Annotated in this window: 16 protein-coding genes; 13 read left to right on the top strand and 3 right to left on the bottom strand. The window is 56.8% G+C overall.

The genetic code is table 11. From position 1 onward, the window contains the following. Nucleotides 1-277: 277 nt before the first annotated feature. Together DFP98_RS04075 and DFP98_RS04070 are read right to left on the bottom strand one after the other, a co-directional pair. The gene (locus DFP98_RS04075; RefSeq protein WP_220377049.1) at nt 278-781 is read right to left on the bottom strand and encodes a hypothetical protein; all 504 of its coding nucleotides are present in this window, start codon (nt 779-781) and stop codon (nt 278-280) included. Between the two features lie 131 nt (nt 782-912). Further along, nucleotides 913-1,629: a FadR/GntR family transcriptional regulator gene (locus DFP98_RS04070; protein WP_116059270.1), complete on the bottom strand. Its 717-nt coding sequence runs from the start codon at nt 1,627-1,629 to the stop codon at nt 913-915. Between the two features lie 182 nt (nt 1,630-1,811). On the opposite strand from DFP98_RS04070, the gene DFP98_RS04065 reads away from it, so the two are divergent. Both DFP98_RS04065 and DFP98_RS04060 read left to right on the top strand, forming a co-directional pair. Then, complete coding sequence (locus DFP98_RS04065) at nt 1,812-3,227, top strand: FAD-linked oxidase C-terminal domain-containing protein (RefSeq protein ID WP_116059269.1); 1,416 nt, start codon at nt 1,812-1,814, stop codon at nt 3,225-3,227. Continuing rightward, on the top strand, nt 3,220-4,605 hold the full coding sequence (locus DFP98_RS04060) for a (Fe-S)-binding protein (protein ID WP_116059268.1): 1,386 nt from the start codon (nt 3,220-3,222) through the stop codon (nt 4,603-4,605). Before DFP98_RS04065 ends, DFP98_RS04060 begins: the two co-directional genes overlap by 8 nt. 45 nt (nt 4,606-4,650) lie before the next feature. Here DFP98_RS04060 and DFP98_RS04055 read toward each other — a convergent pair whose 3' ends face one another. Continuing rightward, nucleotides 4,651-5,478 (bottom strand): helix-turn-helix transcriptional regulator, encoded by an 828-nt coding sequence (locus DFP98_RS04055; protein WP_220377048.1) that lies wholly within the window; start codon nt 5,476-5,478, stop codon nt 4,651-4,653. A 134-nt stretch (nt 5,479-5,612) separates the two neighbouring features. On the opposite strand from DFP98_RS04055, the gene DFP98_RS04050 reads away from it, so the two are divergent. From DFP98_RS04050 to DFP98_RS04000, 11 genes are all read left to right on the top strand, one after another. Further along, entirely contained in the window at nt 5,613-7,865 is a 2,253-nt protein-coding gene (locus DFP98_RS04050) for a glycoside hydrolase family 127 protein (protein ID WP_116059266.1), read from the top strand. A gap of 156 nt (nt 7,866-8,021) precedes the next feature. After that, nucleotides 8,022-10,196, top strand: a complete 2,175-nt coding sequence (locus DFP98_RS04045) for a glycoside hydrolase family protein (RefSeq protein WP_116059265.1) — start codon at nt 8,022-8,024, stop codon at nt 10,194-10,196. A 337-nt stretch (nt 10,197-10,533) separates the two neighbouring features. Further along, entirely contained in the window at nt 10,534-12,303 is a 1,770-nt protein-coding gene (locus DFP98_RS04040) for a glycoside hydrolase family 2 protein (protein WP_116059264.1), read from the top strand. 36 nt (nt 12,304-12,339) lie between these two features. Beyond that, nucleotides 12,340-13,302 (top strand): ABC transporter permease, encoded by a 963-nt coding sequence (locus tag DFP98_RS04035; protein ID WP_116059263.1) that lies wholly within the window; start codon nt 12,340-12,342, stop codon nt 13,300-13,302. Nucleotides 13,303-13,323: 21 nt separating this feature from the next. Continuing rightward, a complete protein-coding gene (locus tag DFP98_RS04030) occupies nt 13,324-14,205 on the top strand; it encodes a carbohydrate ABC transporter permease (protein ID WP_116059262.1) in 882 nt (293 codons plus the stop codon). Between the two features lie 75 nt (nt 14,206-14,280). Then, nucleotides 14,281-16,008: an extracellular solute-binding protein gene (locus DFP98_RS04025; protein ID WP_181917475.1), complete on the top strand. Its 1,728-nt coding sequence runs from the start codon at nt 14,281-14,283 to the stop codon at nt 16,006-16,008. Nucleotides 16,009-16,218: 210 nt separating this feature from the next. Then, nucleotides 16,219-17,208 (top strand): glycoside hydrolase family protein, encoded by a 990-nt coding sequence (locus DFP98_RS04020; RefSeq protein ID WP_246016405.1) that lies wholly within the window; start codon nt 16,219-16,221, stop codon nt 17,206-17,208. A gap of 52 nt (nt 17,209-17,260) precedes the next feature. Next, nucleotides 17,261-19,072 carry a cache domain-containing sensor histidine kinase gene (locus DFP98_RS04015; RefSeq protein ID WP_116059260.1) on the top strand — a complete coding sequence of 604 codons (1,812 nt, stop codon included), beginning with the start codon at nt 17,261-17,263 and terminating at the stop codon, nt 19,070-19,072. Continuing rightward, nucleotides 19,065-20,675, top strand: a complete 1,611-nt coding sequence (locus DFP98_RS04010) for a response regulator transcription factor (protein ID WP_181917474.1) — start codon at nt 19,065-19,067, stop codon at nt 20,673-20,675. Before DFP98_RS04015 ends, DFP98_RS04010 begins: the two co-directional genes overlap by 8 nt. Further along, the gene (arfA, locus tag DFP98_RS04005; RefSeq protein WP_116059258.1) at nt 20,656-22,170 is read left to right on the top strand and encodes an arabinosylfuranosidase ArfA; all 1,515 of its coding nucleotides are present in this window, start codon (nt 20,656-20,658) and stop codon (nt 22,168-22,170) included. The genes DFP98_RS04010 and arfA overlap by 20 nt, the downstream gene beginning before the upstream one ends. 33 nt (nt 22,171-22,203) lie before the next feature. After that, nucleotides 22,204-23,079 carry an MBL fold metallo-hydrolase gene (locus tag DFP98_RS04000; protein ID WP_116059257.1) on the top strand — a complete coding sequence of 292 codons (876 nt, stop codon included), beginning with the start codon at nt 22,204-22,206 and terminating at the stop codon, nt 23,077-23,079. Nucleotides 23,080-23,115 lie beyond the last annotated feature (36 nt).

Below are 23,115 nucleotides of genomic sequence, written 5' to 3'. Positions count from 1 at the left end.
GTATAAGCGGCTTTCAAAAGCTACGATTGGATGCATACGGAAAATTTTCATTCCAGGGGGTGGCAACGCTCTTTGTTGTCATGGATGTTTTTCGACTAACTTTCCTCGCGGAGGTCTCTTCGTAGGGCATAAACTCAAATGGGCAATAGGGCGGCAGTAACTAGTTCGATCATTCAAAAACTAAAAACGGCGGAGCAGGGAGAATCTCCTTGTTCCGCCATTCTTTTGTATGATCATAGCAAACTATTCTGTTTGTCGTTCTTCAAAGCCTCGCTCTTCAAACGGCGCTTGTCAGGGAAAAGGTGCTGCAAGGCAGACGCCGCTCCAGCGATTGGCCGAGCACGTGCGCGAATGCCGGCTCTCCGACGGTCGGGATAACCCATACCGGCATATCCGACAGCTTCGAGCCGGGAAGGCGATATTCGCTGGACGGCGGAAGCGGCAGTGGGATTGCGGCGCTCCGCTCAGGAACGATTGCGAGCCGGATTTGGCCGTGTACCTGGAACTGGTGGCTGAAGCCGGTCGAGACGACGGCCGTCCAACGGATCGCTTCGATTCTTTCCACCGCGAACCAGATATTTTTGCCTTGCTCGTCGGTTAACCGGATGCGGTCCAGGCTCAGATTTCTTTCGCTCAATTGGCACATGGCAGACTCGAAAGCTTTTGCTTTACTGGCGGCTTTGATCCGCAGCGCGAACACGACATTCAAAACGGCAGGCTCCAAATACGTGTGTCTCATCATTTTTACGGCTTCTTGCTCCTTCTGCAAATGAATTTTCATAACGATTTTCATCATACAGAGTTATCGAAGAAAAGGATGTTGGATCGTCGGGGGAAAAGAGTACTATTTTGCTCGAATGAAGACGGAAAGGATCGATTGGAGGAAAAAGCGGCTCGATCCTTAGCTTTCGCCTACTTCGATAAAGCTTCTCTAAGCACATGCTCGACTTTGCTCAGATGCGCGGAGACAAGCTCGGTCGCCCGCTGCTTGTCGCCTTTTTCGATCGCTTCGAAGATGGAGCGATGCTCGTCCAGCAGGCGCGAGGCGGTCGCCTTCTCCCGATAAAACCACAGCTCGCGCGTCTGACGGATCGATCCGGCGAAGCGGTCGGACAGCGATTCCATCAGTTGTACGAACAAGGAGTTGCCGGATGCAGCCGCGATCGCCATATGGAATTCCGCGTCGGCGCGCTCGCCTTCGGCCGTGTCGTTGCGCTCGAGGCACGATTCCATCGTCTCGATCAGCTTGCGCAGCTTGGCCACGTCTGCGGACGTCCGTCTTTCCGCGGCCAGCGAAGCCGCTCCGATCTCCAGCGTGCGGCGAACCTCAAGCAGCTCGATCAGCGAATCGGCTCCTTGAAACAGCCGTTCCGCTCCGCTTTTCGTTTCGTTCGGAAGCTCCTCCTTAACGAATGTGCCGCCCCCGTGTCTTACGTCCAGCCAGCCCATCGCCTTAAGCGCGCTGGCCGCCTCCCTTATCGTGGATCGGCCGACGCCGTAAGCCTCCGCCAGCTCGACCACCGAAGGAAGGCGCAGCCCCGGCTGCCACTCTCCTTCTCGAATGCGGCGCAAAATATCCTCTGCAACCAGTTCATGCCCCTTGGGCGTTTCTATTTTCATCTGCCGCATGCTCAAGTCTCCTCTATCGCCGCAAATTGATCTCTCTTGGATATGGGATGATCGGGCCACGGTCTCGCCCAACGAAACTTCAATGCTCTACAGTCTATACAATACTACAAAATTGAAATATAATGAACACAAAGTCATCAGATGACCTGACTAATTTTCGATCATTTAAGGAGGATTCCCGCATGCTGGATGCTGCCGTTACCCGACGTTTGAGGCAGATCGTAGGGGACCAACATTTCAAAGACGACCGGCAATCGCTCGTAGCCCACTCCTACGACGGAACGCCGATGCTGCAAAGCTTGCCCGACGGCGTCATTTATCCCGAAAGCACGAAGCAAGTGTCCGAAATTATGAAGGTGCTGGCCGAATATCGCATTCCCATCGTCTCTCGGGGATCCGGCTCCAATTTGTGCGGAGGCACAGTGCCCGTTGAAGGCGGAATCGTCATGGTTATGCACCGGATGAACCGCATTCTGGAAGTCGACATGGAAAATTTGACGGCGACTGCGCAGACGGGCATCATTACGGCGGAATTTACCGCGCATATCGAATCGCTCGGACTGTTCTACCCGCCCGATCCGAGCAGCATGAAAATTTCGACGCTCGGCGGCAATATCGCCGAATGCTCGGGAGGGCTGCGCGGACTAAAATACGGGACGACCAAGGATTACGTCATCGGACTGGAAGCGGTGCTCGCTAACGGCGAGATCATCCGCACCGGAGGCAAGTTGATGAAGGACGTCGCCGGCTACGATCTGACCAAGCTGCTCGTCGGCTCGGAAGGCACGCTGGCGATCATTACCGAAGCGACGCTGAAGCTTGTCCCGCCGCCGAAAAGCAAAAAAACGATGCTGGCGATGTACAAGGACCTGTACGGAGCGGCAAGAACGGTGTCCCGAATCATCGAGGCGAAGATCATCCCCGCGACGCTGGAGTTTATGGACAATCCGACGATTCGCGTCGTCGACGATTTCGCCAAGCTGGGACTGCCGAGAGATATGGAAGCGATATTGCTGATCGAACAGGACGGAGATCCGGAGGCAGTGGAACGCGACATCGATCTGATCAGGGAAATTTGCGTATCGGAGCAGGCGGACCGGCTTGAAGTGGCGGAGACGAGGGAGCAGGCGGAGAAGCTGCTGACGGCGCGCCGCAGCGCCTTCACCGCGCTCGCGCGACTTCGGCCAACGACGATATTGGAGGACGCGACCGTACCGCGCTCGCGCATCGCCGACATGGTGCTGCGAATCAACGATATCGCCCGCAAATACAATGTTTCGATCGCCACGTTCGGCCATGCCGGAGACGGCAATCTGCACCCTACGGCGACGACGGACGCCAGGGATCAGGAAGAGGTTCATCGCGTGGAGCAGGCGTTCGAGGAAATTTTCGAGGCGGCGATCGATCTGGGCGGCACGATTACCGGCGAGCACGGCGTCGGGCTGGTCAAGGCGCCGTTCCTGGAATGGAAGATCGGCAGTGCGGGCATCGAGGTTATGAAAGGCATCAAGCGGGCGTTCGATCCGGACAATCTGCTCAATCCGGGCAAAATTTTCGCCAAGGAAACGAGAAAAAGGGTGGTCATTCAGCATGGCTAATCCAGGCGCATCTACGACAATTAAGCGGAAGCCGGACATTCAGCATGCCAACCCGATGGCGCAGACGCTGCTCGCCAAGCTGGATTACGACCAACTGACGAACTGCATGCGCTGCGGGTTCTGTCTGCCCGCCTGTCCGACGTTCCGGGAGACCGGACTGGAGCCGGAATCGCCGCGCGGCCGCATCGCGCTCATGAAAGCGGTGGCCGACGGACTGATGGACCCCGATCAGGCGTTCCAGGACCAGATGAACCACTGCCTCGGCTGCCGGGCCTGCGAGCCGGCGTGTCCGGCGGACGTGAAATACGGCCAACTGATCGAACAGGCCCGCGACGCGATCGAGGACCATGCCGAACACAGCGCGCCGATCAAAGGCATTCGCAAGCTGATGTTCAAAGGCGTGTTCCCTCATCAGAACAGGCTCAAGTGGTTGGGGCGATCGCTTGCACTCTATCAGAAGTCCGGCCTGCGCAAGATCGCCCGGGGAACCGGCATCATGAAGCTGTTTCCGAAGCATCTGCGCGAGATGGAGCAAATTTTGCCCGACGCCACCGGCAAAGGCGTCGTCGAGCGGCTCGGCACAGTCTATCCGGCGAAGGGGGAGAAGGTCGCTCGCGTTGCGCTGTTCCGCGGCTGCATTATGGACGTCATGTTCGCGGACACGAACGTCAATACGGTTAAGCTGCTGTCCGAGGCCGGCTTCGAGGTCGTGATCCCCGAGACTCAGGTGTGCTGCGGCGCTCTTCATGCCCATAGCGGCGAGATGGATCAAGCGAGAGATTTGGCCCGCGTCAACGTCAAGGCGTTTCGCGAGGCGGGCGTCGAGTACATCGTCTCCAATGCCGGCGGGTGCGGAGCTCTGCTCGTCGAATACGATCATCTGCTAAGCGGAGACCCGGAATATCGCGAGCTTGGCGAATGGTTCGCTCCGCGCGTCGTCGACGTCAGCAAGCTGCTTGTGGAGAAAGGCCGCATTCCCGAGTTTGCCGAAGCGGATGCCGCCGCGGCCGCGGCTCCGGTGACGATCACCTACCAGGACTCTTGTCATCTGCGCAACGTCATGAAGAGCTCGACTGCGCCGAGAGAACTGATGAACCAAGTGACGGGCGCCCATTTCTGCGAGATGAAGGATTCGGACCGCTGCTGCGGCTCGGCGGGCATCTACAACGTTACCCAGCCGGAGATGGCGGGGCAAATTCTCGAGCATAAAATGGAGCACGCCAATGCGACGAACGCCCGTTACCTGTTGACGAGCAATCCGGGCTGCCTGCTGCAGATGAAACACGGAATCGAGAAGCACGGCGCGAAAGACCGGATGGAAGCGATGCATATCGTAGACTATCTGTATGAAAGGATCGGGGAAAAGGACGGCCGTTAACGGGGTGTTCCGAGGAATTTCCCGTCGTGATCGCCGTTCCCTCGTTTAACGATAGGACCGCCTGAATTCGGAAGGCGTCATTCCGTACTGGCGGACGAATAGCCGCGCGAAATACGTATTGCTCCCGTATCCGACCCGTTCGGAGATGCCGTCGATCGATTCGTCCGTCGCCATCAATAGCCTTTGGGCATTGCGAAGCCTGACCTGCTTGACATAGTCGAGAGGGGTCAGGCCGTATGTCGTTTTCATGCATCTGGCAACGTATGCAGGGTGAAAATTAAGCGCCTTGCCGATTGCGGCGGCCGTCAGCGGCAGCGAATAATGCTCCTCGATCCAATTCGCGGCGTTGGCGGCTACTCGCTGCGCTTGCAATGGCGATTGATCCTCAAGGCCGGCCGGCTCGAAAAGCATCAGCATCTCTTGAAACGCGTGCTGTCGGCGCAGCGTTCTGCGCAGTTTTTCCCCCCGATGCTGCAGCTCGTCGATTTCCGTTAAGGTCTCGATCGTATGCTGCAGGGTGCGAACCGTTCCTTTCTGCGGGAGGGCGAGCAGCGCGCGTTCTTCCGCCGGCAGGCGCTTCGGCATCTCGTCGTGCCATTCCCCCGCCGCGCGAAAATGCACCCAGCCGAACTCGGTTCGCTCCTCGCAGACATCGGCTCCGTAATGGTACAGATCGGGCCGCAAAATCAAATATTCGCCTGCCTCCACGGTCCAGACGGACGATTCCTCTCCCATATATAGACGCCCCCGAAATACGACGATCAGATCGAAGCAATCGAGATTTCTTCTGGACAGATGACGTTCTCCGACTTCGAGCGCGGCAAATCCCGAATGCAGAACATAGGGGAAAGGCGGCGCGGGGAAAATCAGCATGGCCATGCCTCCTTGCGGCAATTGGTTCAAATCGTACGAATGAACGTCCGTTCTCGATCTTACTTCACGATTATATATGCTGTAGCGTTAAGAGTGAAGAAGCGCATGCGCAACCCGCCGAGGAGGACGAGAGGATGAGCTTAACCGCAGTTACAATGAAACACGTCAAATTGACCGGAGGCCCGCTGAAAGAAGCAATGGATTTGAATGCGGAGGTATTGCTGCTGCTGGAGCCCGACAAGCTGCTGTCCCGCTTTCGCGAATACGCGGGCTTGACTCCGAAAGCGCCGATCTACGAGAAGGGCTGGGAGAACGCAGGCGTTGCCGGTCACTCGTTAGGTCATTATCTGTCCGCTTGTTCGATGATGGCGGCGTCGGGAGACGAGAGATTTAAGCCAATCGTCGACTACATCGTGGAAGAACTGGCGGAATGTCAGAACGCGCACGGGGACGGATTCCTATCGGCAATCCCTCGCGGTAAAAAGATTTTCCAGGAAGTGAAGTCCGGCGACATCCGCACGCTGGGCTTCGATTTGAACGGCGGTTGGGCGCCGCTCTATACGATGCACAAGCTGTATGCAGGCTTGCGCGACGCCTATCGGCTAACAGGCAACGGGCAAGCGCTGGTTGTCGAGGAGAAGCTGGGAAGGTGGCTGGTCGACGTCTTCGCGGCTTTGAACGACGAACAGATGCAGCTTGTGCTGCGATGCGAATACGGCGGCATTAACGAGGTGCTGGCGGATTTGGCCGCGGACACGGGAGACGCCGTCTTCGGCGAGCTTGCCGACAGGATGTATCACAGGCTGCTGCTCGATCCGCTCACGGAAGGACGCGACGAGCTGAGCGGCTTTCACGCCAATACGCAAATTCCGAAAATTATCGGCGCCGCGCGGCAGTTCGAGATCGCCGGAGAACCGAAATACAAACGGATAGCCGAGCATTTCTGGGATTTTGTCGTACACGATCATTCTTATGTCATCGGCGGCAACAGCCTGAACGAGCACTTCGGCGACCCGGGGCAGCTTAATCTGTGCTTGTCCGAAGGCACCTGCGAAACGTGCAACACCTACAACATGCTAAAGCTGACCAAGCATTTGTTCGGCTGGCACGCATTGGCGGAACAGGCCGATTACTATGAGAAAGCGATGTACAACCATATTCTTGCTTCCCAGCATAAGCAGGACGGCCGCGTCGTGTACTGTCTCTCTCTGGAAATGGGCGGGCATAAGCGGTTCCAGACGCTGCTTGAGGATTTTACCTGCTGCTACGGCACGGGAATGGAGAACCACGCCTCTTACGGCGGAGGCATATATTACGAAGGAGAAAATGATCTGTTCGTTGCGCAATATGCGCCTTCCGAGCTGCATTGGGAGCGTCATGGAGCTACAATCGTTCAGGAAACGGCGTATCCGCTGGACGGCCGCATCCGTCTTACCGTACGCGCAGCTGCCGATGCGGAGTTTACGCTGCACGTCCGCTACCCGTATTGGGCGTCGCAAGGCATCTCCATTCGCATAAACGGAAATGAGGAAGCGGTGTCGGGGCGCCAACCTTCAAGCTTTGTGCCGCTGCGCAGAAAATGGAAGGACGGCGACTGCGTGGAAATCGAGCTGCCGATGTCTATCCGTACGGAAGCGATGCCCGATAATGCGAGCAGAATCGCTCTATTGCGCGGACCGCTCGTATTAGCGGGAGATTTGGGCGAGCTTGCGGCGGATGCGGGCGCGCCGACGACCGTTCTCATCAAGCAAGGGGAGAACGAGCTGCTGCAAAGCTTTCAAGAGCTGGCGGACGAACCGGGAGTTTATCGGCTGACGGGCGCGAATGAGGAGGGGGATGTCCGGCTCGTTCCGTTCTATCGGCTGTACGATCGGCGTTATACGGTTTATTGGGACCTGTTCACTCCCGAACAGTGGGATCAGGAGAAGCGGCGGTACATCGAAGCGCTTGCCACGAATCGGAAATGGGATCATCGTACGGTCGTATTCATTCAACCGGGAGAAATGCAGCCGGAGCGCGATTACGAATTCCAGGGCGAAAATAGCCATGTTGGAGAAATGTTCGGACGAAAGTTCAGGGAAGCGTGGCTGAACGGCTGGTTTTCGTGCCGAATTGACGTTCTGCCCGACGAGCCGGCCGAGCTGGTTCTCACCTTGGCGACGATCGTCGAGCCTGTCAACCGCTACGATGTGCTGCTGGACGGTCGCGCGCTCGGAGAGCCGATCGAGACGCTTGAGGACGAGGTCAACCGCTTCGTACAGGTGCGTTATCCGATTCCTGCGGAATGGACGGCAGGCAAGAGCCGCATGACTTTACGCTTCCAATCCAGGACGGACCGCAAAATCGCCAGAGTGTTCGGCATTCGCGTACTGCGCCCGGAAAACTAAATATTGCTGTTATCGCCGGCCGATTGCTCATCGCCGGCGATTTTTGCGTGCGATTCGGCTTATCCTTAATTTTTGACCGGAATCTCATCAGTTTTTGAATAGCTGCCGCGAACTCCTCCGACTATGATTCGAATAACAGCGAAAGGAGGAGTACAAATGAATCAGCTTCATACGAAAGCGGCAATTCAAGCGCGGCAAACGATCTGGCGAGTCGAGGAGGGATCGCGCGGCCTTCTATTGGCGTGTTATAGAGCGCTTGACGACGAGGCGGAGGAACGGCTCGGATTTCAGCCTGAGCCGCTGAGCTTATGGATCAAACGGCAGGACGGCACGGCTGCGGAATTGACGGGAGGCTACGACAGAGCCGAAGCGGCGGACGGCTGTTTGCGGCTGAGCGGCACGCTGTGTTCGGATTCAGGTGCAACGTTCCGCATCGAGGATACGATCTTGCCTTTCTCCCGCGACCCGGACGGGTTGTCCTTTGAATGGAGCCGGGAGGTGCATGTGGAAACGGCGGGAGAGGATGCGGAAGGCTTTACGTCCCGGCTTTCTTTCTATCCTCAATCGGAGCAGTCGCTGCACGAATACGACGCGTTCGCGCCGGGCGTATGGTACGGGGGCGGAGGCAACGTCGTGGGCGGCGCCATTGCGAGCAATTACGGACATTGCGACATTCATATCCGCGAAATGCGGCTGCCGCTGCCGCTCCTGATGCTCAGGGATAAGCATACCGGGGCTACGGTCTCCATCAGTCGCGCCGGTGGCCAACCGTCTTCGGGAGCCGACGAGACCGACCCGGAGTGGCTCGTGGACGAATCGGTCCGCTTCGGCAGCTTTGGCGTGCATAGACCGACCCCCGAGGGACGGGTGAGGCTCGACTACTTGTACCCCGGGTGGGAGGGGGAGATCAATTACGTCTCCCGCAGCGTGCCGTGGGTACGGAGAAGCCATCCGGTTCGCGCCGGTTTCTCCCACCGTTTTTCCATCGTCATTCGCTTCGACGACGGAGCGTCCACATTCTCCGAAGCGATCACGCGGGAATGGCGATCCGTATTCGCCCGATTCCGCCCGCAGGTCGAACGGCTCGACGTTCAAGCCCTATACGACAACGGACTCAAGCTGCTCGGCGATTATTGCCAAGATTATAATGGAGTCGTCGGCCTGCCGTTCAAAACCTCGCTGCCGGACGGAGAAATTACCGGCAACGCGATGGTAATGGGCTTCGTCGGCCAGCAGTTGCCGGCGGCTTACCAGATGATCCGCCATGGGCTCCGTTCAAGCGATCAAACCTTGGTCGATCAAGGAAGCGCAATCGTCGATTTCTGGGTTAACCGGTCAATGACGGATTGCGGCCTGCCGAAAACTTGGTATGAGCCGTATTGGGAAGAAACCGGCATTTTCACGAACCGCGACGTCGATCTCAGGACGATGTCGGACGGCATGGAAGGCGCGCTCGATGCCTACAACGTCCTGGCGGACGCGGGCGAGCGGCGCGACGCTTGGCTAGGCTTCGCCGTTCGCTTTGGCGACTTCTTGGCGGACAACCAGAACGAGGACGGCAGCTACTTCCGGTTGTACGATCTGGAAGGCAAGCCGGCGCACGAAGGAAAGTTCAATACGTCCAACCCGATCCGCTTCCTGCTTCGTCTGCATCGCGTAACGGGAGACGAGCGTTATTTGGCGGCGGCGGTCGCTGCTGGAGAGTTTTGCTACGAGCATGTTTACGCCAAGTTCCAGTACGTGGGCGGGACGTCGGATAACGACAACACGGTGGATAAGGAAGCGGGCACGATGGCGATGAACGCGTTCCTCGCCTTATACGAGGCGACCGGGGAATCGAGATGGCTGGAAGCGTTCCGAGCCGCGGCGGACTACACGGAGACATGGGTATTCGCCTGGTCGTATCCGGTCGCCGCCGACCGCCAATCCGGAACGCCGCTGACCGACGGCCTGATCGGCAGAAGTCTGGTCGCGACCGGCCATTCCTACGTCGATATGTACATGGCGTACAAGCCGGCGCAGTATTATCGGCTGTACCTGTTCACGGGAGACGAGCATTATTTGCAGGTGGCGCTGCTGCTGCAGCATAACGCCAACCGGCCTGCGGACTGGGACGGCGGCAAGGGCTACTCGCATCGGGGCTTTATCGAAGAAGGGGCCGGCGTCGCCGAAATGGTCTACCGTCCGATCGGCGTCTGGCTGACCTGGTGCACGATAGCGCAGCTTGAGCCGCTGTCCGAGCTGGAGGAGCGCTTCGGCCGGCTTGCGATCGACGAGATCGAGCGATTGCCGCTCGCGGAGCGAATTCGCTTAAATTCTATAAATTTTTGACTAAGTGACCATGAATTTATGAAATGTCCGTTCTTGGCCGCTCCGTTATGATGAATTCAAGCGAAAGTTCAAAAAGTCCGATTTTCAGCACCGAGGCTGGTCGTTCGCCTTCGGCGAACTGCTCGCCCATGCATCCTGGAAGGTTGGATGAAGACAGGGAATGAGGAGCGGAGCGTAGTAGAAGCTACGTGAGCACCGGAAGGACCGGCTGAATTCAAGATTCGATGTCGAGTATGCTTCAAGGGATACTTCGTGATCAAAATTGGACTTTTGAACAACCTCTGTAAGCGATCGGCCGACACGGCCGGAAGACAACAAGAAGCAAGGAGCAATCGGCATGGAGCGACAGCATTATCCAAGGCCCCAATTCGTGCGGGCGGACTGGATGAATTTGAACGGGAAGTGGGATTTCGAATTCGACGACGCCCGCATAGGCTTGCGGGAGCGCTGGCAGGAAGGGGAGCGGCCGTTCGCCTTAGAGATCAACGTTCCTTTCTGTTATGAGAGCAAGCTTAGCGGCATCGCGTCTCAGGAGCGTCACGACGTTGTCTGGTATCGAAGGACATTTCGGCTGGCCGACGCTTTTGCCGGACGCCATACGCTGCTGCATTTCGGAGCTGTCGATTATCGCGCGACGGTATGGGTGAACGGACGCAAAGTCGCCGAGCACGAAGGCGGGCATACCCCGTTCAGCGCGGACATCACGAACGAACTGATCGACGGGGATAACCTGCTTGTCGTGCGGGCCGAGGACGATTCACGCGACATCTCGCTGCCGCGAGGCAAGCAGTATTGGAAGTACAAATCGGAATCGATTTTCTATACGCGGACGACGGGCATCTGGCAGACCGTCTGGTTGGAGCCGGTATCCGGCACGAGGCTGGACCGTGTGCTGCTTACGCCCGACATTGTGACGAACACGGTCGAGCTGAGAGCGTTCGCGAGCGGCTTGGAGACGGCAGAGGGACAAGTCGAGCTGAAGGCGACGGCCCGGTTCGACGGACAGACGGTGGCGGAACAAACGTTTCGTATCGGCAAGTCGATCGAAACGTACACGCTCAGCCTGAACGACTTCAATTACCACGACAGCCCTTGGCGACGCTGGTGGACGCCGGAGCATCCGAACTTGTACGATCTGACGCTGTCGCTAACGGTGGACGGCGTAGAGACGGATCGCGCGGAAAGCTACTTCGGCATGCGCAAGATTTCCGTCGACAATGGCAAGCTCTGCCTCAACCACCGGCCTTATTTTATGAAGCTCGTGTTGGACCAGGGTTATTTTCCGGACGGACTGCTCACCGCCCCAACGGACGAAGCGCTTAAGCGGGACGTGGAATATACGAAGGCGATGGGCTTTAACGGAGCGCGCAAGCACCAGAAGCTGGAGGACCCGCTGTATCTCTACTGGTGCGATAAGCTCGGCTTGCTCGTCTGGGGAGAAGCGGCGAACGCCTACGAGATGAACGAAACTTACATCCGCAGGTTTACCGCCGAATGGCAGGAGTCGATCGCGCGGGATTACAACCATCCTTGTATCGTCGCCTGGGTGCCGCTGAACGAGAGCTGGGGCGTGCCAAACATTTTGGACGATGCGAAGGAGCGGCATCACGCGCTTGCCATGTATCATTTGGTCAAATCGCTGGATCGCACGCGGCTGGTCGTGTCGAACGACGGCTGGGAGCAGATGCGCACCGACCTGCTGACGATTCACGACTACGAATGGCAGGAAAGCGTGCTGGAGCAGCGGTACTCCGACACTGCCACAGCCGTCGCCTCCCGTCCTGCGGGGCGCTGTCTGCTCGTCGGGGATACCGTATACGAAGATCAGCCGATTCTCGTCTCCGAGTTCGGAGGCATCGCGTTCAAGATGAGCGACTGGGAAGGCTGGGGATATTCGGGCGCGGAAAACGCGGACGATTTCCTCGCGAAGCTTGAAGCCGTCGTCAGACCGCTGCTGCACTCTCCGGTCGTTCAGGGCTTCTGCTACACGCAATTGACGGACGTCGAGCAGGAGATCAACGGCTTGCTCACCTACGATCGCCGTCCTAAAGCGGATTTGGATAAGATCAAGGCCGTGATGTCCGGTCAATTCGGGAAAGGCTCGTAAGCTCGCTTGGAGCCTGCCAAGGAGGGATACACCGCTATGAATCAACCAGCAGCTCAAGCGGGCGACAAGCGTCAAGTCCGAAGCCGACCCGCCGACTGGAGCCGTTTCAGAAGCGTGAAGCTGCCGCTGATGCTGATGACCGTTCCATTTTTCCTGCTCGTATTAGTATTTGCTTATGTTCCGATATTTGGATGGGTTATGGCCTTTCAGGACTACTTTCCCGGCAAAGGCATGCTATCGCAGTCGTTCGTCGGCTTTAAGCACTTCGAGAGAATGTTCGCGGACGACGAGTTTTATCGCGCGCTGCGCAATACGCTCGTACTTAGTTTCCTCGGTCTGCTCGTTTCACCCGCGCCTATGGCGCTGGCGCTGTTGCTGAACGAGGTTCGCAGAAAGTGGTTCCGCAAGACGATTCAGATTATAACGTCGTTCCCGAACTTCATTTCGTGGATTATCGTTTTCTCCGTTTTCTTCGCATTCTTCTCCGTGGAAGATGGCGTCATCAACAAGCTGTTTCTGGAGCTGGGCATTTGGAAAACGCCGAGCAACATTCTCGCCGATCCGAGCGCGGCCTGGGTTTTCCAGACGCTGGTCGGCATGTGGAAGGGGCTCGGCTGGGGAGCGATCATCTATTTGGCTGCATTGGCCGGCATCGACCAGGAGCTGTACGAGGCCGCCCGCGTCGACGGAGCGAACCGCTTCCGGGAAGCTTGGCACATCTCGCTTCCGGGCATGCTTCCGACGTTTGTCGTACTGTTCATATTGGGAATCGGCGGCATGCTAAGCGGCGGCGGATTCGAACAGATGTTTACGTTCAGCAACCCGATGGTCGTCGAGAAGCTGGACAACCTGGACACCTACGTCTATCGGACGGGATTGCAAGGCATCGCCTTCTCGTACGCAACGGCGGTCGGGCTGGCCAAATCGCTCGTCAGCATTTTGCTGCTGCTGGGCGCGAACGCGATCAGCAAACGTATCAACGGCAGCTCGGTGCTGTAGGCGCGGAAAGGATGGGATGACATGAGCTCGCTCTCGGAAAAAACATTTTCGGTACTCAATTACGTTTTTCTAGCGATACTAGGGATATTATGCTTTTACCCGTTCTACTTTATCATCGTATATTCGTTCTCCGATCCGAAGGCAGTGCTGAGCAGTCCCGGCTATTTGTTTCCGAAAGGATTCACGCTGGTCAATTACGAGACGATTTTTACTCAGAACGACGTGCTTCGTCCCTTCTTCGTCTCGGTAGCCCGAACGGTGTCGGGAACGGCGCTGACGCTGATCGGCTGCGCAATGTTCGCTTACGGCTTGACCAAGAAGGATACGCCGATGCGCAAGTTCATGTACGTCGTGCTTGTGTTCACGATGTACATCAGCGCGGGACTGATCCCCGGCTACTTGCTCATTAAAGAGCTGCACATGCTCAATACGTTCTGGGTGTACATCATTCCGGGCATGATCAACGCGTTTTTTCTGATTTTGATCAAAACGTTTTTCGAGCAGCTTCCCGCCGAACTGGAAGAAGCGGCATTGATAGAAGGGGCCGGATACTTCCGCATTTTCTGGAGTCTGGTCGTGCCGCTGTCCAAACCGATTTTGGCTACGATCGCCATATTCGCCGCGGTCGGGCAATGGAACAACTGGATGGATAATTTGCTGTACAACAGCAGCCAGTCTCTGCTCACGCTGCAATTTATGCTGCTGAAGTTTCTGCAGACCCAGTCCTACAGCATGAAGGACGCTGCAATGATGGCTGCGCTGGGCAACGAGGCGTTCAACATTACGCCGCAGTCGATTCGGATGGCCATTACCGTCATCGTCATTTTCCCTGTGCTGGCCGTGTATCCGTTCCTGCAGCGGTATTTTGTAAAAGGCATTATGATCGGCGCGGTCAAAGGCTAAGCCATTTCGGGCTATTCCGGTCCTTGAGGCCGAATAGATAGAAGCACATCATTATTCATCATGGGAGGGTTCAGATTGAAGAAGAAACTTAGAAAATCGGTTACCGTGCTGGCGGCTTCCGCTCTCGTCTTTACCGCGGCTTGCTCGTCCGACAATTCGTCGAACGGGGGCCAAGCCTCCGCTCCGGCTTCGGGCGCAGCTTCCGGAAGCGGCGAATCGCAGGAAGTCGTCACGCTTAAAGTGTTCATCAGCACGGCCAACGTGCCGACGAACATTATCGACAATCCGCAGATGAAAGAAATCGAGAAGCGGATCGGCGTAAAGCTGGATTTCTCTCCTTATACGGGGGGCGGCGACGCCAAGCAAAAGCTCGGAACGCTGATCGCGGCCAACGAGCTTCCGGATTTGATCTACAACGACGATGCGGAGACGAACAATCTGCTGCTTAAGAACGACTTGATCCTGCCGCTTGACGAGCTGATCAAGACGCGCGGCCAGGAGCTGGATAAGAACATCAAGCAAGGCTTGGACTACAGTCGCGCCATGTTCTCCAACGACACGAAGCAAATTTATTTTGTCCCGAATATCGTCGGAGACGAGAACGTGTATCCTTCCGGCTACGATCTTGTGTTCCAGCTCCGGGGGGACCTGCTTAAGAAATCGGGACTGAGCGATCCGAAGAGCTTTGACGAGCTGCTGCAATACGGCATCGAAGCGAACAAACTGGAGCCTCAGACCGAAGACGGCCAGAAGACGTATTTGACGGGCATTCCGTTCGCCGATCTGAACGGATTCGACTATGTCGATTGGAACCAGGCGCATTATCAGGGCAAAGCGCTTGTCAAAGGCTTCAGCTATTTCGATATGGAGACGAATACGCTCAAGCCGCGGTTTTCCGATCCGGACAACGAGTTCTGGCAGTCGATGGCGTTCTACAATAAAGTGTTCCAAGCCGGCTTGCTCGATCCGGAATCCGCTACGATGAAAGGCCAGCAGGTTCAGGATAAAGGCAAAGCGCTCCGCTACCATCTCGGAATCGCCAACTGGCAGATCGGCTGGCCGAACAACGAGATCGTCGACAAGAAGGACATGGTCAGAGGCTTCATTCCGGCGATGCTGAACGTGCGCAAAGATTACGCGCAGCTGCGCTTCTCCCAGCCGGTAGGCGGCTCGATGAAAATTTCGATTCCGAAAACGTCCAAGCATGCCGACAAGGCGATGGACTTCCTGAATATGGCCGCTTCGTTCGAAGGCGCAGAGCTGATGTGGAACGGGCCGGAAGGCTACACCTGGAATATGGTCGACGGCAAGCCGGTTGTGAAGGCCGAGGAGCTGACCGAGGAAGAGAAGAAAATCATCGGCAAAAACTACCTGGCGCCGCTTATGATCGTTAACGGACATCGGAAAAATCCGAACGGCTGGTTTACCCGTTACGGAGACAATTCTCCTGAACTGTGGACTAAGGGCTACAGCGAGCCGGAGAAAGAGTATATCAAAGAGAACAATCTGGAATACCCGACGCAAATCTTCGATCAAACCGAAGTCGTGATCGCCGATACGTCGCTGATCGATCCGGTCGTCATGGATTCGAGCAACAGCTTGGCAACGAACGAAACGAAAATTTCCAACTACTTGAATACGAATGTCGCCAAGGTGATTTACTCCAAGAACGACGCCGACTTCGCGGCGGCGAAGGAGAAGTTCATCGACGATCTGAAGAAGCTGGGCATCGATGAAGTCATGGAGTTCTACAAGGCGGGCATGGAAGCCAATAAAGCGAAGCTTGCCGAATTGCAGCAATAACGAAAACCGGCGCTTGCAGCCTAAGACAGGTACTGTCTCATAAGTAGAGTCATGGAAGATGATCGATGAAAAAAAGTGCGTGTATCTCCTTAAAATGCGGGATACATGCACGACAATTCTCTATCGATCATCTTTCATACGACTCTTTTTATTTATGAGACCCCCTGTTCCATTATTGGTGCGACGGGCGTCGTGAAGGAGACGGACAGAATGACAACGACGAAGACGATGAGGCCGCCCAAAGCGCCGATGTTCCGCGATCCGATACATGACGGAGCGGCGGACCCGACGGTGATCTGGAACCGTCAGGAGCAATGCTGGTGGCTGATCTACACGAACAGGCGCGCCAATGTGGACGCGCAAGCCGTATCCTGGTGCCACGGCCTCGATATCGGGCTCGCTTCGACGCCGGACGAAGGCCGGACCTGGATCTATCGGGGAATTATGCAAGGAGTGGAGTTCGAAAAAGGAAGAAATACGTTCTGGGCGCCGGAGGTCATCTGGCACGAGGGCAAATACCATATGTATTTGACGTATATTCGCGGCGTTCCCAGCGCGTTCATCGGACCCAGCTATATCGCTCACTATACGAGCGACAATCTGTTCGATTGGACGTATCAGTCGATTCTCGATCTGGGCGTCAATTCCATCGATGCCTGCGTTCATCGGTTGCCCGGCGGAAAATGGAGAATGTGGTACAGATTCGATTCCGGAGGCGCGCACACGTATGCGGCGGACAGCGACGATCTGTACAGCTGGACGCGCGTCGGTCCCGTCATTACCGATTGCCACCATGAAGGACCGAACGTGTTTCATTTTCAAGGCTCCTACTGGATGGTCACCGATCCGTGGGACGGTCTCGCCGTCTATCGCTCCGACGATCTGGAGACGTGGACGAGACAGGCGAACAACATTTTGCGCGATCGCGGCACACGCAACGAAGACGGAGCGAAGGGCGGGCATCCGAAGGTGCTCGTGCAAGGCGACGAGGCGTTTATTTTCTACTTTACGCATCCGGAGCGGGACGAGGAATATGCCGGAATCGGCTATACGTTGGAGGATATGGAGCCGTACAAATATCGAAGGACGTCGATTCAAGTGGCCAAGCTGACGGTCGAGAACGGCGAATTGGTTTGCCGGCGCAACGAACCGTTTGACTTCCGTCTGCTCCCGCCGGAGGAAGCGTCTGGGGCGAGCTAGGACGATATGTTAACATAGGAGGCATCATAGCTTGCGATGGGGGAAGGTCCGGATGAATCTGCGATCGCTGTTTCATTTCAAATCTTACAACTTGAGGGCGAAGCTCATCCTCTTATACCTGTTCGCCATTATGCTGCCTCTGCTGCTGATCGCCCAAGTGCTGCTCAAAGTATCCGAGAATCAGATTATCCGGCAAACGACGGAGCTGACGAAGGAATCGTCGCGGCAGAGCGCCAACAACGTGCAGGACTTATTGAAGCAGTACGCCGACCTGGCCACGCATTACAGCTTCGATCGGCAGCTGCAGGAATATTTGAACCCGGCGATGGACTACAGCGATTATATCGACAGTATTGAAGCTTACCAATATTATTTGAAGCCGATTACGTACAATTTTACGCTGGATGCGGCTACGGCCAAGCTGTCGATTTATTTCCTCAACGACACGCTGCTTCCCGGCTTGGGCATTTACCGCAAGGTGGACGACGTTGTCGAATTGTTTCACCCGTATCGCCGCGCCGTAGAAGCCGGCAGGGAGGTCGTGTGGGGCAAGGAAGCGGACGAGATTTACGTCAGCCGCACGATTCGCAACGCAAGCGGAGACCTCTACGGCGTCATCGAGCTGAAGTTTCCCGAGGATAGGCTGTACGCGCTCATTCGCGAGAGCGATCCGAAGGAGAAGACGATCGCTCTGGCGGACGTTAACGGAAGCATTATTTCCTCGAACGACCGCCAACTGATCGGCAAGAAAGTGCCGGATGAGTTCGCAAGCGCCGGCGGCGCTTCGGGCAAGCCGATCGTCGGCGAATCTCCCGGACAATTCAAGACGATCGCCGTTCCGATCGACGGCAAGAATATGCCTGCATGGACGCTAATTACGCAAGTGCCGATCGACAGCTTGCTGACGGAGGCGCGATATGTCCGCAATGTCGGACTGATCGTGCTCGGATCGACGCTGCTCGTCTCGTTCCTGCTGTTTACTCTGCTGCTCGGAAGGATCACGAGCCGGGTTCGCCAACTCGTCAGCACGATGGGCAAAGTGAAACAGGGCTTGTTCATCCGGGCGCCCGAACGCGATTCCGGCGACGAGATCAGTCAATTGACGCGCAGCTTTAACCTGATGGTCGCCGGCCTTGAGCGTTCTATCGAAGACAATTACGTAACCGGGCTCTCCTTGAAGGACGCGGAATTGAAAAAACGGGAGGCCGAGCTGTACGCGCTGCAGAGCCAGATCAACCCGCATTTTCTGTTCAACACCCTGGAGTCGATTCGCATGAAGCTGATCGCTTCGGACGATCCGCGCGAAGCGTCCGATATGGTGCTGAATTTGTCCAAAATTTTGCGGAAGTCGCTCAATTGGCACGGCAACATCGTGTCGGTTCGAGAAGAGATCGAACTCGTACGCTGTTATCTGGATATTCAAAAATACCGCTTCCGCAACAAAATATCCGACGAGCTGGACATTCCCGAGGAGCTGGCGGAGATGAGCATCCCGAAGCTGATCATTCAACCGATCGTGGAGAACGCGATCAAGCACGGGATCGAGAACAAGAAAGGCTCCGGCAGCATCGCGCTGCGAATTCGCAGGCAAGGAGACAGGGTGCGGATCGCAGTTGAAGACGACGGCGTCGGAATCGACGAACAGCGGCTATCGTCCATCCGGGCGTCCTTGACGATGAAAGACGCCATCCGCGTCGAAGGCCGCTCGATCGGGCTTCGCAACGTTCACGAGCGCATCGTTCTGCAGTACGGCAAAGATTACGGACTGAGCATCGAGAGCGCGGTCAACCTGGGGACGACCGTCGTTCTGGAAATTCCGGCGGATGCGGAACGGGCGTCCGGAAAGGAGGAGCCGCATGTTTAGAGTGATCATCGCCGACGACGAATACGACATTCGCGCCGGATTGAAGCGGATTATCGATTGGAAGGAGCACGGCTTCGTGATCGTCGGGGAAGCCGGCGACGGGGAGGAAGCGCTGGAGCTGTATTTGGCCGAGAAGCCGAATCTGCTCATTACCGACATCAAGATGCCGGCCATGAACGGACTGGAGCTGACGCGAAAAGTCAAGGAGCGCAATCCGGACGCGAAAATCATTATTTTAAGCGGGTACGACGATTTCGGATATGCGCGAGACGCGATTCGTTACGGCGTGAACAGCTATTTGCTTAAGCCGATCGATCCGGCCGAGTTGATCGCGGAGCTGGCCGACGTCAAAACGGATCTGCAAGAGGAGCTGAACGCCAGCTACGAAGAGCGCAAGAAGTCGGAATGGATTCACGACTATTTCTTTCGCAAGCTCGTGAAGGGCGAGTCCGTGCAGGAGGATATGTCCAAGTCGACGAGGTGGCACACGTTGCTCCAGCGCCATTATTTCGCCGTGCTGCTAGTAGAGCTGAGCGAATACGGAGAACAGCTGCTTGAGCTGCCCGAAAGCGAAATTCGGCTGAAGAAGTTTGCGGTGCGCAATATTTTGGAGGAAATGCTGCGCGATTCCGGGGTCGGGGCATTGTTCGAGGTGAGCGACGACCAGTTCGGCGTGCTGCTTGCCGGGGACGATATTCAGCTGTCGGAAAAATCGGTGGAGGCGCTCTGCCGCCGTATGGTGGAATGTACGGAGCTGTACACGAAGGAATCGATCCATATCGGCATCGGCCGGACGGTCGGACAGATTGAGCGTATTCCGCAGTCTTACGACAATGCGCGCGAAGCGCTGGGGCTGCGCTTTTTCGGCGGCGCCGAGCGCATCTACTCCGGCTACGAGGTGAACGGCTCCTTGGACGCCTGGTCGCTCGAATGGAATCCGGACCGGCTGTGCGCGGCCGTCAAGGAGCTCGATAAAGCGCAGGCCGCCGCCGAGCTTGAACGCTTGCTGGCAGAACTGAGCCGTCGTTCCGCAACGCCTGCGACAGTGCGCTTGGCACTGCTTCAGGCCACGATCCGGCTGTCGGACGTCGTGGTTGAAGCGGGCGGGGATTGGAAAGGGCTGTACGGCAATCTGTTTCCCGATGCCGACTGGATCGCGCAGACTCGCAGCGAGGCCGAGCTTAGACGGAGACTGGGCGAGCTGGTCGACACGATTGCGCTGTTTCTGGAGCGAACGAGGAACGAGCCGCCCGAATCGGGCATCGAGCGCATCGTCGCTTATATTCGCGACCATTATTGGGAGGAAATCAATCTCAAGAAGCTGGCGAATTTGTTCTATATCAACTCGGGGTATTTGGGCCAACTGTTCAAGAAAGAGACCGGCCAATATTTTAACGATTATATGAACCGGATTCGCGTGGACGAAGCGACCAGGCTGCTGAAGGACCCGCGGCTGTCGATCGCCGAAATTTCCGAGAAGGTCGGCTATAAAAATACGAACCATCTGTACTTGAATTTCAAAAACTTGACCGGGATGAATCCGGGCGACTATCGCAAAATCATGCAGGAAAAGAGGAATTCCAATGACGAATCAAGCAAATAAAGCAACGATGGCGATCGATCGCCGTTATGTGGCAGGAGAGATAGACAACAGGCTGTACGGCTCCTTCGTGGAGCATCTGGGACGCGCGGTGTACGAGGGCATCTATGAGCCGGGGCATCCGCTGGCGGACGAGCGCGGCTTCCGCAAGGATGTCATGGAGATGGTGCGGGAGCTGCAGGTGCCGCTCATCCGTTATCCGGGCGGCAACTTCGTATCCGGCTACAATTGGGAGGACGGCGTCGGCCCCGTGTCGGAGCGTCCGCGCAAGCTGGATTTGGCCTGGTTGTCGACGGAGACGAACGAGATCGGCACGAACGAATTTATGGAATGGTGCAAAGCGGTCGGCGCGGAAGTGAACATGGCCGTTAATCTGGGCACGAGAGGCGTGGACGCGGCGCGCAATCTGGTGGAATACTGCAATCATCCCGGCGGCTCCTATTATAGCGACATGCGGATCGCCCACGGATGGAAGGACCCGCATAATATCAAAACGTGGTGTCTGGGCAACGAAATGGACGGGCCGTGGCAGATCGGCAGGAAGACGGCGACCGAGTACGGACGCCTTGCGGCGGAAGCGGCGAAGGCGATGCGATGGGTCGATCCGTCGATCGAGCTGGTCGCTTGCGGCAGCTCCAGCCAGACCATGGACACATTCGCCGATTGGGAAGCGACCGTGCTCGACCATACGTACGATTACGTGGATTACTTGTCGCTGCACAGCTATTACGGCAACCGCTCCGGGGATTCGGCGAACTTCCTGGCCAAGTCGCTCGATATGGATTCCTTCATCTCTTCCGTTATCTCGATCTGCGATTATATGAAAGCGAAGAAGAGAAGCAAGAAGAAGATTATGCTCAGCTTCGACGAGTGGAACGTCTGGTACCATACCGGCGCGGACAACCCGAACCGCTGGGCCGTCGCTCCGCATATTCTTGAGGATGTGTACAATCTCGAAGATGCGCTTGTCGTCGGCACGCTGCTCATTACGCTGCTTAAGCATGCCGACCGCGTGAAGATCGCCTGCCAGGCGCAGCTTGTTAACGTCATCGCTCCGATTATGACGGAGAAGGGCGGAGCGGCTTGGAAACAAACGATTTTCTATCCTTACATGCACGTTTCCGTCTTCGGACGCGGTACGGTGCTGCAATCGCAGGTGACGTCCGCCAAGTACGATAGCAAGGATTTTACCGACGTGCCTTACTTGGAATCGGTTGCCGTGCTGAACGAGGAAGCGGGAGAAGTGATCGTCTTTGCCGTGAACCGTCACCTGGAGGAAGCGCTTGAGCTCGATTGCGATCTGCGAAGCTTCGAAGGCATTGCGCTGCTGGAATATATCGTTATGGATCACGACAATTCCAAGGCGGGCAATTCGGCCGGCAGCCCGAACGAGGTCGCGCCGCGCCAAGGCAGCGGAGCCGCGCTGTCGGACGGCAAGCTGACGGTGCGTCTGCCGAAACATTCCTGGAACGTGCTGCGCTTCAAGCTTCCATCGTAAGCGGCTGCGGCCAAACGACGAGGTGATTTAGCGATGAGCAACGCGAATTTGAACGGCCGTCCCGATGCGGATCGGCAGTTGATTCGGGAGATTGCGGACACGAAGGTTCCGTACGGCATGCTGGCGATGTGGAGTCTCGGACAGGCAAGCTTTATCGTCAAGGGAGGCGATACGGTCGTCTACGTCGATCCGTTCGCGCTGTCCGACGAGGAGGTGGAGAGGCGGTACGGCTTAAAGCGTCTGTTCCCGTCGCCTGCGGGGCCGGAGCAGATGACGAATGCGGATTGCTGTCTGATTACGCATGAGCATGCCGACCATCTCGACCCGGATACGATTACGGCGATGGCCGCCGCCAATGCGCGGACGCTGTTCGTCGCCCCCAACTGCTGCCTGGACGCGATGAGGGAGTGCGGCGTATCCGAAGCGCGGCTGTACCGCGCAGAGACGGAAGAGGCCGTCATCGAAGGGGAGCGGCTGTCCGTCAAGCCGATTCCAGCGGCGCATGAGCAGTTGGAACGGGACGAGGAAGGCTTCTGCAAATATGTGGGCTACGTTGTCAGGCTCAACGGAGTGACCTGGTATCATGCGGGAGATACGATCGTTTACGACGGATTGGTCGAAAGGCTGGCCGCAGAGCGCATCGATCTGGCGTTGCTGCCCATTAACGGGCGCGACGCTTTCCGCACCGGGAGAGGCATCATCGGCAATATGGATTACCGCGAAGCGGCGGAGCTGGCCCATCTGGCGGGCTTCGGGCTGACCGTGCCGATGCATTACGATCTGTTCGCGGGCAACACTGAACGGCCCGGTTATTTCGTGGATTATGTGTATGAGCGCTTTCCGCGGCTGCGCACGCATGTGATGGCCCGGGGAGAACGGTACGTATTCGTGTCCGACGCCGCGCTGTGAGCGGCGTCGAGTCCGATTATGCGGCGGGTTGCGCTG

Source organism: Cohnella phaseoli, from assembly GCF_003386235.1.
Lineage (GTDB): Bacteria > Bacillota > Bacilli > Paenibacillales > Paenibacillaceae > Cohnella > Cohnella phaseoli.
Note: the sequence above shows the minus strand (reverse complement) of the source record. Positions and strands in the feature narration are given on the sequence as shown.